The 15939-nt window shown below is 67.9% G+C and carries 11 protein-coding genes; 7 read left to right on the top strand and 4 right to left on the bottom strand.

What is annotated here, in order from left to right; genetic code table 11:
• Positions 1-14: 14 nt before the first annotated feature.
• Positions 15-356, top strand: a complete 342-nt coding sequence (locus tag J2Y70_RS15360; protein WP_309919316.1) for an NHLP-related RiPP peptide — start codon at positions 15-17, stop codon at positions 354-356.
• Here the strand turns inward: J2Y70_RS15360 and J2Y70_RS15365 are convergent.
• The 4 genes from J2Y70_RS15365 to aceB all read right to left on the bottom strand — a co-directional run bounded on the left by J2Y70_RS15365 (position 299) and on the right by aceB (position 7353).
• Positions 299-2935: a putative peptide modification system cyclase gene (locus J2Y70_RS15365; protein WP_309919319.1), complete on the bottom strand. Its 2637-nt coding sequence runs from the start codon at positions 2933-2935 to the stop codon at positions 299-301. The two genes, J2Y70_RS15360 and J2Y70_RS15365, sit on opposite strands and share 58 nt — an antisense overlap.
• A 23-nt stretch (positions 2936-2958) precedes the next feature.
• On the bottom strand, positions 2959-4005 hold the full coding sequence (locus J2Y70_RS15370) for a GGDEF domain-containing protein (RefSeq protein ID WP_309919321.1): 1047 nt from the start codon (positions 4003-4005) through the stop codon (positions 2959-2961).
• A 280-nt stretch (positions 4006-4285) separates the two neighbouring features.
• Positions 4286-5581, bottom strand: coding sequence for an isocitrate lyase (gene aceA / locus J2Y70_RS15375; protein WP_309919324.1), 1296 nt, complete (start codon positions 5579-5581; stop codon positions 4286-4288).
• Between the two features lie 128 nt (positions 5582-5709).
• Complete coding sequence (gene aceB, locus J2Y70_RS15380; RefSeq protein ID WP_309919327.1) at positions 5710-7353, bottom strand: malate synthase A; 1644 nt, start codon at positions 7351-7353, stop codon at positions 5710-5712.
• Between the two features lie 108 nt (positions 7354-7461).
• Between aceB and J2Y70_RS15385 the strand changes: the two genes are divergently transcribed.
• From J2Y70_RS15385 to cas3f, 6 genes are all read left to right on the top strand, one after another.
• Complete coding sequence (locus J2Y70_RS15385) at positions 7462-8430, top strand: LysR family transcriptional regulator (protein ID WP_309919330.1); 969 nt, start codon at positions 7462-7464, stop codon at positions 8428-8430.
• A 296-nt stretch (positions 8431-8726) separates the two neighbouring features.
• On the top strand, positions 8727-9986 hold the full coding sequence (locus J2Y70_RS15390; protein ID WP_309919333.1) for a cation:proton antiporter: 1260 nt from the start codon (positions 8727-8729) through the stop codon (positions 9984-9986).
• 120 nt (positions 9987-10106) lie between these two features.
• Entirely contained in the window at positions 10107-10841 is a 735-nt protein-coding gene (locus J2Y70_RS15395; RefSeq protein ID WP_309919336.1) for a helix-turn-helix domain-containing protein, read from the top strand.
• Between the two features lie 70 nt (positions 10842-10911).
• A complete protein-coding gene (locus tag J2Y70_RS15400; protein ID WP_309919339.1) occupies positions 10912-11262 on the top strand; it encodes a VOC family protein in 351 nt (116 codons plus the stop codon).
• A 195-nt stretch (positions 11263-11457) separates the two neighbouring features.
• Entirely contained in the window at positions 11458-12444 is a 987-nt protein-coding gene (cas1f, locus tag J2Y70_RS15405; RefSeq protein ID WP_263396227.1) for a type I-F CRISPR-associated endonuclease Cas1f, read from the top strand.
• Complete coding sequence (gene cas3f, locus J2Y70_RS15410; protein WP_309919344.1) at positions 12441-15854, top strand: type I-F CRISPR-associated helicase Cas3f; 3414 nt, start codon at positions 12441-12443, stop codon at positions 15852-15854. Before cas1f ends, cas3f begins: the two co-directional genes overlap by 4 nt.
• Positions 15855-15939 lie beyond the last annotated feature (85 nt).

The raw sequence follows: 15939 nt of genomic DNA on the forward strand, positions 1-15939 counted from the left end.
GAGATGACATTGCCATGACTAGCGCCCCTCACGACCCGTTGCCCGCTGACATCGCCGATCGCCTGCTGGAGCTGCTCAGCACCGACGACGCTTTCCGCGCCAGCTTTCAGGACAATCCGGTCGCCGCGCTGGCCAGCCTCGGCTACAAGCCGGCCGACCATGCCTTGGCCGCCGACCCGGCGCCGCCCAAGCAGGGCGCGCCGTTCTTCTGCATGACCTCGCAGGAACTGGCGTCGAAGGAAGAAATCGCCAAGGCGCGCAAGGAGCTGGTCAGCCACCTGACGGTGGACGGCAACCATCACGTCGTGTTCTGTTTCGAAGCCGGCAAGGTCGCCTCGACCGTCTCCCTCAAGTAAGCCGGCATCGCGGCGCTGGGCCAGGCGGCGAACAGCGCGTCGAGTCGCCGCCGCGCATCCGGGGCCCTGTCCAGATCCGACAGGGCTTGCGCCGCCCAGCGATCGGCCATGCGCGTATCGGCGACATTCAAGGTCTGCAACGACTGCGACACCGAAGCCTCGCCATAGGCAAGGCCTCGATGCGCGCCGATCCAATCCGCCTGCGCAAGCGCCTGGCGATGCTCGCCAGCCGCCTGAAGGGTATGATACAGCGCCACCCGTGCCTGCAGCAGGTCGTCCTCGCGCGGCGCCAGCAAGGCGAGCGCCTGCGCGTAGTCGCCGCGCAAGCGGTACTGCCCGGCCTGCACGATGCGCAGCAGCTTGCCCAGGGTCGGATCCGCCGAGACCTCCACCCACGGACCCACGACCTTCAGCGCACGCGCCGACAATGCGTCGTCGCCGAGGCGCTGCGCCAGATAGACGGCGGCGAGAATCAGCGCGGCGCGATCGCTGGCATACGGTTCGCCAGGAAGCGCCCGCTCCTGTCTTTGCAGTTGGGCGTGCTGCCATTGCCGCAGCCGTGGCAGCACCTTGCCGGACTGCTGCGTCAACGCCTGGATCGATAGCTGCAAGAAGCCGAACTGGGCCTGGGTGAAATCGTTGCCCGCGCGGCTCGCCTTGAGCGCATCGTCCAGCTCGACGGCGACCTCGTCCCACTTGCCCTGGTCCACCTTCAGCGCGATCAGGTCCAGGCGCGGCACCATGTCGTCGTTGGCATAGTCGCTCTTGGGAATGGCGCGCAACCGCGCCTCGGCCTCGGCGTAGTTGCCCTGCAGCGCCAGCACGTTGGCCAGGCGCCGGCCGGGACCGCTCTTGTCCTGCAGTGCGATCTGGGTGAACTGGGCCTTGGCCTGCTCCAGCTTTCCCTGCACCAGGTAGATGCGGCCGATGTCGTCGATGGCGATCGACCGATACGGATCCTGCGCGGTGTCGGCGGCAACGGCATGCGGCAACGCGTCGGCGAAGCGGTTGGCCTGGAACAGGTGCCAGAACGCATTGCCGTGTCCGGCGAAGCTGTCGGGATACAGATGCACCAACTGCTGCCACCCGCCCAGTGCGGCCGGGCTGTCGCTGAGTTCGGCCGAATAGGCATCGAGATAGAGCTGGTCGCGCGCTGGCAGACGCGCCTTGTACGCCAGCGCCTTCTGGAAGTACGGTACCGCCGCGGCACGGTCGGAGGTCGCCATCAGCACCCGGGCAATGCCGACATAGGCCAGCGCGAACTGCGGATCGAGGTTGAGCGCCGCACGGAAATTCTGTTCGGCCTGCTTCCAGTTGGCGTTGCCCGTGGCATCGATGCCAAGCGCATACGCACGCAACGCGTCCAGGTTGGACGTCGTCACCTGCGGCAACGGCTTGGACGCCTGATCGACCGACTGGATGGCTTCTCCGAGTTGGCGCCGCAACTGGCCGCTGACCGTGTCCACCGACGCCAGCACCGATTCGAGCCCGCGCCCGGTCTGGGTCTCGGTATACACCGTTGCCTGCGTCGCCGGATCGACCACTTCCACGGTGACGCGGATGCGCCCGCCCACTTCGGCGACGGTCGGCAGGATCACCGCGCGCGCGCCGTCGCGCAGCGCGATCTCCGAGGCGAGCGCGCGATCGATCTTGCTGTCGGGGCTGCGCTTCATCCGGCCCAGGGTGTCGCGCACCTTGAGGTCGCTGAGCAGGTTGACGTAGCGCGATTGCTCCAGGCTGATCCGGAACGCCTGGTCGAGCGAGGCGTCGAGCGTCGCGTTGCCGGTGAGGTTGCGCAGGTCGCCGACCACGATCCAGTCGCGTTCGGCGAACGCGATCGCCGGCTCCGGACGGCCGAAGAACAGCAGCGCGGCGACCACCGTCAGGGTCAGCATCGCCTCCGCCACCAGCGCCGCCGGGCGGCGCCACAGCGGGATGTCGCGCCACGCCTTCGGCGTCGGCTTCGGCGCGCGCAGAGGGGTGTTGCCGATTTCGCCAACTTCGTAGATCTCCTGCGGCGTCGGCACGCCCTTGAAGCGCCAGCGGCCGTGCGATTTCCACAGCAGGCGTTCGCCGCGCTCGCCCAGTTCGCGCGCGGCGCGGTGGGTCAGCGACTCGGCCACCGCCGACAGCAGGATCTGCCCGGGCCGCGCCAGGGTCATCAGCCGCGCCGCGGTCGGCTTGGCCAGGCCCTCCACTTCCAGCGGCTTGGCGCCGACCTGCACGGCGGCATCGCTGTTGCGCCAGGTCAGCACTTCGCCGACGTGCAGGCCGGCGCGCACCTTCAGCTCCAGCTTGCGCTGCGCGCCCAGCGCGTGCAGGCCGCGGCTGTAGTCCAGGGCGAAGCCGAGGCCGTCGATAGGGCGTTCGAACAGCAGCAGCAGGCCGTCGGAGCGGTCGATCAGGCGCCCGCGCCAACGCTGCTGCAGTTCCAGCACCAGCGAGTCGTGCAGCTTGAACAGTTCGGCGGCGTTGGCGTCGCCGAGCCGTTCCACCAGCGCCACCGAATCGCACAGGTCGGTCAGCAGCAGGGTGCGGAGCTGCGGGACCTCGGGCTGGGGCTGGTGGGCGTCGTTCATGGCGGCTCGAGGACGCGCGCGCGTCAGTAGGGGGCGGAGGCGACGTCGTGCCAGTACAGCCGGTTGCCGCCGAGGCGCTTGGCCTCGTACAACGCGGCGTCGGCATTGGCGTACCAGTCGTTCCAGTCGGACTGCGGATCGACCCGGCTGATGCCGATGCTGACCGGACAGATATGCGGCGAGGGATGCGGCACGCCGAGCAGGTTCTGCACCGTGGCGATCACGAACTCGCCGATGCGGCGCAGGTCTTCCGCGTTGCCGGTCGCCACCAGCAGGCAGAACTCGTCGCCGCCCAGGCGGCAGGCGATGTCGTCCTCGCCGGCGACGGAACGCAGGATGTTGGCGACGTTCTGCAGCACGCGGTCGCCGACCAGGTGACCGTGTTCGTCGTTGATGTGCTTGAAGCGGTCGCAGTCGATCAGCAGCAGGCCCGGTCCCGGCGAGCGGCCGTCGCGGCGGCACTCCTGCAGACGCAGGATCAGGCCGCGGCGGTTGTGCAGGCCGGTCAGCTCGTCGGTGCGCACCAGTTCTTCGGTCTGGCTGAGCTGGTGGGTGGTGGCGTAGAGATTGTCCAGCGCCGCTTCCAGATCGTGGTTGCGGCGGCGCAACTGGCGGATCAGGGTCTGCTCGTTCATCACCACGCGCATGATGGTACGGCGCAGGAAGTAGGCGACCAGGCCCGGGTCGCGCTCCACCAGGCGCTGGAAGTCGTCGTGGTCCAGTTCCACCAGCACGCCGTCGCTGGCGGCGATCGCATCGGCACTGCGCATGTGGCTGCCGATCAACAGTCCGAGTTCGCCGAAGAACTCGCCATGTCCGAGATGCTTGACCACCAGGTCCTCGCCGAAATCCAGGTCGATCACGCCGCTGCTGATCACGAACATGGCGCTGCCGCCGTCGCCGCGCCGGAACAGCACGTCGCCGGCACGCACCGTCCGCGTGCGGCCGAACTCGGAGAACAGGCGCAGCTCCGCCGCAGTCAGCACCGCCAGCTCGCTAGGCTTGGGGGCGACCACACCAACCGTCGGAATTGTCTCGCGTACGTTGGATGCGGCGCTGTCGCAACTCATCCGGGCCCCCACTGGCTCCTGGCGTCGCTCGCCATCGTGCACAAAGCATAGCATCTGCACGACGCACCGACGGCCAGGTCACAGCCGATCTCGCGGCAGCGGAGATGGCAAAAGAACGCACGCCAGGCTGGCGAGCGCGCCTTGGCCGGATGCGAGCTGGCGCATCTCGTAGACACCACACAGAGGGCGGCACGCACCGCGGCCGGCACAAAAAAAGCCCGGGCGAACCCGGGCTCTCCCCTCCCGTGGGGATCGGCGACAACGAACGCCCGGCTGCAGGTCAGGCGGCCTTTTCGCCGTGGAACTGCTCTTCCTCCGTCGAGCCCTTCAGTGCGGTGGTGGAGGACTGGCCCTGCTGGATCGCCTGGGCCACCGCATCGAAGTAGCCGGTGCCGACCTCGCGCTGGTGCTTGACCGCGGTGAAGCCGCGATCGGCGGCGGCGAACTCGGCTTCCTGCAACTCGACGAAGGCGCTCATCTGCCGGCGCGCATAGCCGTGCGCCAGATTGAACATCGAGTAGTTCAGCGCATGGAACCCGGCCAGGGTGATGAACTGGAACTTGTAGCCGTAGCGCGCGATCTCCTTCTGGAATTTGGCGATCGTCGCGTCGTCCAGGTTCTTCTTCCAGTTGAAGCTCGGCGAGCAGTTGTAGGCCAGCAGCTTGCCCGGGAACTTGGCGTGGATCGCCTCGGCGAACTGGCGCGCGAACTCCAGGTCCGGCTTGCCGGTCTCGCACCAGATCAGGTCGGCGTACGGGGCGTAGGCCAGGCCGCGGCAGATCGCCTGGTCCAGGCCCTTGTTGGTCTTGAAGAAGCCTTCGACGGTACGCTCGCCGGTGGTGAACGGGCGGTCGTTGGGGTCGATGTCGCTGGTCACCAGGTCGGCGGCCTCGGCATCGGTGCGCGCGACCAGCAGCGTCGGCACGCCCAGCACGTCGGCAGCCAGGCGCGCGGCGTTCAACTTCTCGACCGCCTCGCGGGTCGGCACCAGCACCTTGCCGCCCATGTGCCCGCACTTCTTCACCGAGGCCAGTTGGTCCTCGAAATGCACGCCGGCCGCGCCGGCCTCGATCATCGCCTTCATCAGTTCGAAGGCGTTGAGCACGCCGCCGAAGCCGGCCTCGGCATCGGCCACGATCGGCTGCAGGAAGTCGATCTCGTCCTTGCCCTCGGCGTGGTGCAGCTGGTCGGCGCGCAGCAGCGTGTTGTTGATGCGCTTGACCACCGCCGGCACCGAGTCGGCCGGGTACAGCGACTGGTCGGGATACATCTGCCCGGCCAGGTTGGCGTCGGCGGCGACCTGCCAGCCGGACAGGTAGATCGCGTTGAGCCCGGCCTTGACCTGCTGCATCGCCTGGTTGCCGGTCAGTGCGCCCAGTGCGTTGACGAAGTCCTTTTCGTGCAGGTACTTCCACAACTTCTCGGCGCCGAGCCGGGCCAGCGAGTGCTCCACGTGCACGGTGCCGCGCAGGCGCACCACGTCGGCGGCGGTGTAGTTGCGGGTGATCCCGGCCCAGCGCGGATTGGTGTCCCAGTCGTGCTGGATCTGTTCGGCGTTCTGCAGCGTGGTGCTCATCTTGCGTTCTCCTCGGAATGGATACGGCGATGAAACGGTGGTGCGGTGGAGACGAGGACGTGGCGCAGGGTTCGAAAGACGCCGGATCCGCATTTGCGAATCCCCACTCTCCAATCCCTGCCGTCCAATCAATCGATCATCTGGTACGCCGGCAACGTCAGGAACTCGGCCAGATCGTCGCTGCGGGTCAGCCCGTCCAGCAGCGCGATGGCGTCGTCGAGGCGATTGCCGCCGGGCAGCAGCGCGCGCTCGCCCAGGCGCGCCGGCAGCTGGCGCATGCACGCGTCGAACAGCGCGAAGTCGATCGCGGTACCGTCGTCCAGGTGCAGGCCGCCGACGTGCAACCACTGCCACAGCTGGCTGCGGCTGATCTCGGCGGTGGCGGCGTCCTCCATCAGGTGGTGGATCGGCACGCAGCCGTTGCCGTCCAGCCACGCCGCCAGGTAGCGCACGCAGACCTCGATGTTGCCCTCGAAGCCGGCGCGGGTGATGGTGCCGGTGGACGGCGCGATCAGCGTGTCGCGGTCGGCCTGCACGTCCTCACGGCGCACCGCGTGCTGGTTCGGCGCGCGCATGTGCTCGTCAAAGATGGCGCGGGCGATCGGGATCAGCGCCGGATGCGCGACCCAGGTGCCGTCGTGGCCGGCGCTGACTTCGCGCAGCTTGTCCGCCCGCACCCGTGCCATCGCCTGCTCGTTGGCCGCCTCGTCGTGGCCGATCGGGATCTGCGCGGCCATGCCGCCCATCGCATGCGCGCCGCGGCGGTGGCAGGTGCGGATCAGCAGTTCCGAATACGCCTTCAGGAACGGCTGGGTCATGGTCACCTGGCCGCGCTCGGGCAGCACCCGGTCGGGGTGGCGGCGGAAGGTCTTCAGGTAGGAGAAGATGTAGTCCCAGCGGCCGCAGTTCAGGCCGACGATGCGCTCGCGCAGCGCATGCAGGATCTCGTCCATCTCGAACACCGCCGGCAGCGTCTCGATCAGCACGGTGACCTTGATCTGGCCCTGCGGCAGGCCCAGCATCGCCTCGATGTGCGACAGCGCGGCCTCCCACAGCGCGGCCTCTTCCATCGACTGCAGCTTGGGCAGGTACAGGTACGGGCCGCGGTCCTTGGCCAGCAGCGCGCGGCCGTTGTGGAAGGCGAACAGCGCCGCGTCGAACAGGCCGCCGGCCAGCGGCTGGCCATCGACCAGCACGTGCTTCTCGTCCAGGTGCCAGCCGCGCGGGCGCACGATCAGCACCGCCTGCTCGTCGTAGGGCTTGAGCGTGTAGCGCTTGCCCTGGCTGCCGTCGCGCGCCGGCGGCGCGGTGAAGGTCAACGTACCGGCCACCGCTTCGGCCAGCGCGCGTTGCCCGGCGACCAGGTTGCGCCAGGTCGGGGCGGTCGAGTCCTCGAAGTCGGCCATGTACACCTTGGCGCCGGAGTTCAGCGCGTTGATGACCATCTTCGGATCGGTCGGGCCGGTGATCTCGACGCGGCGGTCCTGCAGCGCCGCCGGCAGCGGCGCCACGCGCCAGTCGCCGTCGCGGATCGCCTGGGTGTCGGCGCGGAAGTCCGGCAGGCCGCCGCCGTCGAACCAGGCCTGGCGCTCGTGCCGCGCCGCCAGCCGCGCCTGGCGCTCGGGCTCGATCGCCCGGTGCAGCGACACCAGCAGGGCCAGCGCCGCCGGTGGCAGCAAGGCGTCCTGGCCGGCCAGCGAGGCGGTCAGGGTGATGCCCGGAGTGGAGCGGTCGGCGGAGGGGGATGAAGCGGCGAAGGCGGCGGCGGACATGGTGGGGTTCCTCGATGTTTCCGGGCTGCCACCGTGCGTCCGCCGCAAGTATTTGACAATACAGTTTTATCAATGCATTAAATAAGCTCACCTTATATCTATCACGCCATGCCTACGCGCGGCACCGCAACCCCTCGTTTTCCTTACAAATCCGACCGGCTGAAGCCGCTGCGCGCGTTCTGCCAGACGGTGCGGCTGGGCTCGGTCTCACGCGCCGCCGAGGCGCTGTTCGTCAGCCAGCCGGCGGTGACCCTGCAATTGCAGGCATTGGAACGGGAGCTGGGCGTGGTGCTGTTCGAGCGCAGCGGGCGGCGCCTGATCCCCAGCCGCGAGGGCCAGCTGCTGTACGAAATGGCGCAGCCGCTGGTGGAGAGCCTGGACCGGCTGGAGGCCGATTTCCGCGAGAAGGCGCGCGGGCTGGACGCCGGCGAACTGAACATCGCCGCCAACAGTTCCACCATCCTGTACCTGCTGCCGAAGATCGTGGAGAACTTCCGCGCCCGCCACCCGGACGTGCGTCTGACCCTGCACAACGCGATCAGCGCCGACGGCACCGACCTGCTGCGCGAGGACGCGGTGGACCTGGCGGTGGGCTCGATGCTCGACGTGCCGGCCGACCTCAGCTACGCGCCGGTGTACCGCTTCGAGCAACTGCTGATCGCCCCGCGCGACCACCCGCTGGCGAACAAGCCCAAGCTCACCCTGGACGACCTGTCGCCGTATCCACTGATCCTGCCGCCCAAGCGCCAGGTGACCTACCGCCTGGTCGACCTGGTGTTCCAGCAGGCGCGGGTGCCGTACACGGTGGCGCTGGAAGTGGGCGGCTGGGAAGTGATCAAGCAGTACGTGGCGATGGGCATGGGCATCTCCATCGTCAGCTCGATCTGCGTCACCGAGGCCGACCGCGGCAAACTGGCCACGCGCTCGCTCGGCGACTATTTCCCCACCCGCAGCTATGGCGTGGTGGTGCGCAAGGGCAAGTTCCTGTCGCCGCAGGCGCGCGCCTTCATCGAGCTGATCCAGCCGGACCTGTTCACCCCGCGCGGCTATGACGAGAGCGGACCGTCTGAGCGTTGAGCCAAGCTGCCGCCACGCCTGCATGGCGGTGCGTGCGGATCGCGTGGTCGCAACGGTGGCGGATCGGCCGCCGCCGCACGCCGGCCTAAGGCGGGCCAGACCAATGGCCGGCGAGCTGGATGCCCGCACCGGCGGCGACTGCCTCGCGCGCCTTGGTCGGCATAGACTAGCCAGGACGCTGCACCGTCCGCGCGGCGCATTCGGCGGGTGGCGCCGGGGGACAGGACCGATGACCATGCACACCGCGGACCGCCTGCAGGTACGCGCCGCTCCGATCCAGTGGAAGGGCTGATGCGATGAATCCAACGACGCTGTTGCTGGTGCAACTGGCGGTGATCCTCGGCGTGGCGCGCCTGTGCGGAGCGTTGCTGCAACGCGTCGGCCAGCCGCCGGTGATCGGCGAGATGGCCGCCGGATTGCTGCTCGGGCCGATCGCGTTCGGCGCCTGGCTGCCGGAGCTGCACGGCGCGCTGTTCGCACACGCCAGCCTGCCGCCGCTGTCCGGCCTGGCCAACATCGGCGTGGTGCTTTTCATGTTCGTCGTCGGCGTGGAACTGCGCGCGCCGGACGGCACCAAGGCGCAGGTGCGCGCGTCGATGACGGTCGGTTTGGCAGGCATCGTGCTGCCGTTGCTGCTCGGCCTGGCCGCCGCGCCATGGCTGTATCCGCGCTTCGCGCCGCACGGCATCGGCTTCTGGCCGTTCGCGCTGTTCATCGCCGCGGCGATGTCGGTCACCGCGTTTCCGGTGCTGGCGCGGATCCTCAAGGACCGCAACATGACGCGCACGCCAGCCGGCCGCCTGGCGCTGGGCGCGGCGGTGATCGACGACGCCACCGTGTGGATCTTCCTGGCGATCGTGCTGGCCCTGACCGGCGGCAACACGCACGGCGGCGTCGGCTTCACCGCGGTGGGCGTGCTGGTGCTGGTCGCCGTGGTCTTCGGCGTCCTGCGCCCGCTCTATGCGCGCCTGCTGAGGCCGCGCGTGGGCGACGGCGGCTACGCGCCCACCGCGCTGGTGTGGGTGCTGATCGGCCTGCTGGCGTGCGCGGCGGCGGCCGAGTGGATCGGCCTGCATGCGATCTTCGGCGCGTTCCTGTTCGGCATCTGCCTGCCGCGCGAGGACCGCCTGCTGGAACATCTGGCCGGACGCATCGAGCCATTGGCGATCACCCTGCTGATGCCGGTGCTGTTCGCGGTCGCCGGCCAGGCCACCAGCCCCAGCGCGCTCGCCGGCGCGGGCATCGCCGGCTTCGTCCTGGTGATCGGCGTGGCGGTGCTCGGCAAGCTGCTCGGCTGTACGCTGGGCGCGCGCCTGAGCGGCCACGACTGGCGCGACAGCCTGACCGTGGGCTCGCTGATGAACGCGCGCGGCCTGATGGAACTGGTGGTGATCAAGATCGGCCTGGACAGCGGCCTGATCGGCCCGGACCTGTTCACCCTGCTGTTCGGGATGACCCTGGTGACCACGCTGATGGCCTCCCCGATGGTGGCCTGGTTCCACCGGCAGCGGCAGGCCGGCAGCGACGCGCTCGGCGCTGGCCGCTCCCATCGCTGAGCGCCGGCGGCCGAGCGGCGCCGCAGTGCCCTCGGCGAACCGGCAGCGCGCGCGGCTGGCGAATGCTGCTCGTGTCTTCCGCGCGCAGGCCGTACCGTGCACACAACGCCGATCGCCCCGATGACCATCGCCTTGCCCACGCCCTCCCGTTACGCCGAAATTGATGCACCGCCGGCATTGCGCGACCGCCTGCGCTGCAGCTGGCGTTTCCGCCAGGGCGATGCCGATCCGCTGCCGACACAAGTGTTGCCCGACGGCTGCGTGGACCTGATCTGGGACGGGTGCGCGCTGTTCGTGGCCGGGCCGGACCGCGGCGCCAGCAGCGTGGCGCTGGCACCGGGCAGCGTGCTGAGCGGCGTGCGCCTGGCCGCCGGCGCGGGCGCGAGCCTGCTCGGCGTCCCGCTGCATGCCATCGCCGACCAACGCATCGCCCTGGAGGCGCTGTGGGACGGACGCGGCCGCGACTGGCAGACGCGGCTGGAGGACGGCGCCGATCCGCTGCCATTGCTGCACGCGCTGTGCGCCAGCCGCCCGCTCGCGGCGGACCTGCCGATGGCCTGGGTGTTCGCGCAGCTGGCCGGCGACACCGCGCCGCGGATGGCCGAACTGACCCGCAGCCTGGGCATCAGCGAACGCTCGCTGCGGCGCCGCTGCCAGGACGCGTTCGGTTACGGCGCCAAGACCCTGGAGCGCATCCTGCGCCTGCAACGCTTCCTGCGCCTGGCATCGGGCCACGCCACCCTGACCGCGGCGGCGCTGGAGGCCGGCTACGGCGACGCGCCGCACCTGGTTCGCGACAGCCGCCAGCTGACCGGGCTCAGCCCACGCGAGCTGGTGCGGCGGCACGCGCGTTGAGCTGGCCGTTTTCGCCAAGCCGGCGACGGCGTGGCGATGGATACTGGCCTCCCTTTTCACGGAGCCCGCCATGAGCCGCGCCGACCAGCAGCACCGCATCGATTACCTGGAATTCGCCGTCGCCTCGATCGCCGCGGCCAAGGCGTTCTACGGCCAGGCGTTCGACTGGACCTTCCAGGACTACGGCCCGGACTACTGCGAATTCCGCGACGGCCGCCTCAGCGGCGGCTTCTTCCACGGCACCGCGCAGCCCGGCGGCGCGCTGGTGGTGCTGTACTCCAACGACCTGGCCGACACCCAGGCGCGCATCGAAGCCGCCGGCGGCCGCATCGTCCGCCCGCTGTTCGAATTCCCCGGCGGCCGCCGCTTCCATTTCGCTGACCAGGACGGCTACGAGCTGGCGGTGTGGTCGGAGGACTGAGCCACAAGCACCACACCTGCGCACGGGGCGGAGCGATCACGACCGATGTCGGCCATCTGTTGCAGTGGTCCATGCTCGCCAAAAAATTTGTCCACAACCTAGACCCAAGAACACGACAACTTGGGTCTAATATCCAAGCCTGAACAGGCCGCGGATCCGATGCGAGCGCAACGGCTGCCGGCCCACAAGGGGTACATGGACGCACTGCCAGCTTCGGATCTGAAAACGATCCTGCATTCCAAACGGGCGAATCTCTACTATCTCCAGCATTGCCGTGTGCTGGTCAACGGCGGGCGCGTCGAGTATGTGACCGACGCGGGAAAGCGTTCGCTGTACTGGAACATTCCGATCGCGAACACCACAACGCTGTTACTAGGAACGGGCACGTCGATTACCCAGGCCGCCATGCGCGAGCTGGCCAAGGCAGGCGTGCTGGTGGGCTTCTGCGGCGGTGGCGGTACGCCGCTGTTCACGGCGAACGAAATGGACGTCGAGGTCACTTGGTTCTCTCCCCAGAGCGAATACCGGCCTACCGAATATCTACAGGCCTGGGTCAGGTTCTGGTTCGATGACGACCTGCGGTTATGCGCGGCCAAAGCATTCCAACAAGCACGCAACCGGCGCATCGGCGAGCAATGGCTGTTGCGCCCACTAAAGGATGCTGGTTTCGCCCCTCCCGCCGCCCGCCTGCAGGAGTTGTTGGAAAGAAGTTCCAGGAACATCGAACTGGCGCAGGACAACACGGCCCTGCTGACCGAAGAGGCACGCCTGACCAAGGCATTGTTCAAGCTGGCCGTGGACACCGTCGGCTACGGCGAGTTCACCCGCGCCAAACGCGGCGCCGGCAACGATCCGGCCAACCGTTTTCTCGATCACGGCAACTATCTCGCCTATGGGCTGGGGGCGACCGCGACATGGGTGCTGGGGCTGCCGCATGGCTTGGCAGTCCTGCACGGGAAAACCCGGCGCGGCGGGCTGGTGTTCGATGCCGCCGACCTAGTCAAAGATGCCAGCATCCTCCCGCAGGCGTTCTTGTCGGCCATGCGCGGGGACGACGAACAAGCGTTTCGGCAAAACTGCATCGAAGCGCTTGCCCGCAGCGAATCGCTGGATTTCATGATCGAGACACTCAAGGAGGTGGCGCTGGCGACGGCCTCGCTGAAGCGCGACGGTGCAGCATGAACATCTTGCTGGTGTCCCAGTGCGACAAGCGCGCACTGACCGAGACCCGGCGCATCCTCGACCAGTTCGCCGAGCGCCGCGGCGACCGCACCTGGCAGACGCCGATTACCCAAACGGGCCTGGATACCCTGCGCAAGCTCCTGCGCCGCACCGCGCGCAAGAATACCGCCGTCGCTTGCCATTGGATCCGCGGCCTGGACCACAGCGAACTCTTGTGGATCGTTGGGGACGCTGGCCGCTTCAACGCGCAGGGTGCAGTGCCGACAGGCACCACCACGCGCAATGTGCTGCGTCGCGGCGACGAGAACGATTGGCATCGCGCGGAAGACATCCAGCTGCTGGCGCAACTAGCCGCATTGCTGCATGACCTGGGCAAGGTAAGTGTTGCCTTCCAGGCGCGGCTGCGCGGGCACTTGCAGGAACGCAACCTCTATCGCCACGAATGGGTGTCGCTGCGCATGTTTCAGGCCTTCGTCGGCCAGGACGACGATGCAGGCTGGCTACGCCGCCTGTCCGATCCGGATGGCAGCGACGCGCTCAGCTGGACAGCGGACGGACGCTACCGCCGCGATGGCCTGGATACCGACCCTGGGCGTCCATTCGAACAGTTGCCGCCCCTCGCTGCGGCGATAGCCTGGTTGGTCTTGACGCACCACCGCCTGCCGTTGATACCGGTCGCTAACGAGGACGGCACTCAGGGCTGGCTAGGGCGCCGTGCCCGCACCTTCAATCCCATGTGGCTGGAGGCGCCGCTATCGCTGGTCGGGCACGACTGGAACGAGATCCACCAGCCCTTCGAACGCACCAGGATAGAGCCGTATTGGAATCCCGCAGGTCCACTGCCGGTCGCCACGCCGGCGTGGCGTGCAAAGGCTGCGCGCCTGGCAAAGCGCCTGGCTGAACTGCGCGGGCGTCGCGACGACGACTGGCTGGGCAATCCATACGTGATGCACCTGGCGCGACTCAGCCTGATGCTGGCTGATCATGCCTACTCCAGACTGGGACTGGACAAGAACGACCAGCCTGTCCCCGAGCGCAGGCCGCATCTGCAAGCGGATACATGGCTGATGGCCAATACGACCCGCAACCAGGCCGGTACCACGGTGCCCAACCAGTCCTTGGTGGAACACTTGCTGGGCGTGACCCATACCACCGGCCTGATCGCCCATGCCCTGCCCGGTTTCGAGCGCCACCTGCCTCGGTTGGCTCAGCACCGCGGCCTGCGCAAGCGCAGTGCCGATCCCCGCTTCGCCTGGCAGGACAAGGCGGCCGATGCGGCGACCGCGTTGCGCGAAGCGGCACGTGCGCAGGGTGCGTTCATTGTCAACATGGCATCCACCGGCTGCGGCAAGACCTTGGGCAATGCACGCATCCTCTATGCATTGGCCGATCCGCAACACGGCATGCGCGCGACCTATGCACTCGGATTGCGCTCGCTGACCTTGCAGACCGGCCGTAGCTACCGCACCGACCTGCACTTGAGCGACGACGAACTGGCCATTCGCGTAGGCGGCTCGGCCAGCCAAGCGCTGTTCGACTACTACCAACAGAAAGCCGAGTCCCACGGATCGGCTTCGGTTCAGTCGCTGCTGGAGGAGGACAGCCACATCCTGTACGACGGCACCACCGCCGACCACCCGCTACTATCCCGCGCGCTGCACGACCCGGAAATTCGCAAGCTGCTGTCCGCGCCGATGCTGGTCTGCACCGTGGATCATATGGTTCCGGCCACCGAATCGCTGCGCGCAGGACGCCAAATCGCGCCGATGCTGCGGCTGATGAGCGCCGACCTGATCCTCGACGAACTGGATGACTACGATCTGGACGACCTGCCCGCGTTAACCAGACTGGTGCATTGGGCCGGGATGCTGGGCACGCGTGTGCTGCTGTCCTCGGCAACGTTGCCGCCAGCGTTGCTCGAAGGAATGTATGCGGCCTATCGCGCCGGGCGCATGCACTACCAACGCAACCGCGGCGCCGACGGCGGCAACGCGGATGCGGCGGTGATGGTGCAATGCCTGTGGGCCGATGAATTCGGTGTGCAGACGGCCGCCTGTCCAGACGCGGCGTCCTTCGCGCAGCAGCACCTGCAATTCGTCGGCCGGCGTTCCACGCGGCTGCAGAAGGCCGAGCCGCTGCGGCGGGGCGCGCTGCTGCCGCTGCAACTTCAGTCGCGCCAGCGCGAGCAGATCCATGCCGAATTCGCGGGGCACGTCCGCACCGCCTGCTTGGACCTGCACGCCGCTCACGCGCAAGCCGATCCGGTCAGCGGCAAGCGCGTCAGCTTCGGCTTGGTGCGCATGGCCAATATCGATCCGCTGTTCGACGTGGCACAGGCGCTGTTCCGGCTTGGCGCCCCAGAGGGCACGCGCATCCACCTGTGCGTCTACCATGCGCGCTTCCCGTTGCTGCAACGCTCGGCGATCGAGCAGCAGCTCGACGCGGCGTTTGATCGTCGTGGCGACGGCTTGACGGTCTATCGCCTGCCCGCGATCCGCGCCGCGCTGGACGCCGGCCCCGAGCAGCAACAGGTGTTCATCGTGCTCGCCAGCCCGGTGTGCGAAGTCGGCCGCGACTGGGATGCGGACTGGGCGGTGGCCGAACCGTCGTCAATGCGCTCGCTGATCCAGCTTGCCGGGCGCGTGCAGCGCCATCGCGGGACGCCGGGCACCGCGCCGAACGTGCTGATCTTCGACACCAATCTGCGCCATTTTCGACAGATAGGACAGGACGCACCAGCGTTCGTGCATCCTGGATTCGAGCAGGCCCACGGCGCACGCACGGAACGCTTCCGGCTGCAGACCCACCGGCTCGGCAAGTTGTTGCGGGCCGACGAGTACACCACGCTGACCGCGCTGCCACGTATCCAGCCATTGCCTCACGCCAAGCAGCAGCCCCAGCACAATCTGGTAGACCTGGAACACGCGCGCATGGCCGACAGCATGCTACCCAAGCCCCGCACCAGCGTATCCACTTCGGTCCGCAGTGCCGTCACATTTCCATTGGATGCCGCGTGCGCCTGGCAATACCCAAGGGCCGCACTGACCGGCGTACTGCCGCAACAACAGCCATTCCGCGACGATCCGCTGCCCTCGATCACGCTGGTCCTGCTACCCGACGATGAAGAAGAACAGCTTGTCCTGCACCGCATCGAGGAAAGCAACATCCGCCGCGACGAGAAGCTCTATACCGCCGTCGAGCGCAGCCAGCGCCATGACATCCAACTCGATCCCGGCCCGCGTATCGCGCCGTGGGGCGAGTTCGACCTCATAGCATTGCTCGCCGAGCAGGCTGAGCACCTCAACCTCTCCCTGCAGCATTGCGCCGAACGGCTGGCGACGGTGGAGGTTCCGGAGAGCAAGCAAGGATGGAGGTTCCACCCATGGCTAGGATTCGCCAAGCAGAAGTAAATATCCACTAGAAGAGGACAGACAGCAGGGTAGTAAAGATCGACAGCACTTTGGATCAATGGAACACGATCTTAGGGGAATAGAG

The organism is Xanthomonas sp. 1678 (genome assembly GCF_031455575.1).
GTDB lineage: Bacteria > Pseudomonadota > Gammaproteobacteria > Xanthomonadales > Xanthomonadaceae > Xanthomonas_A.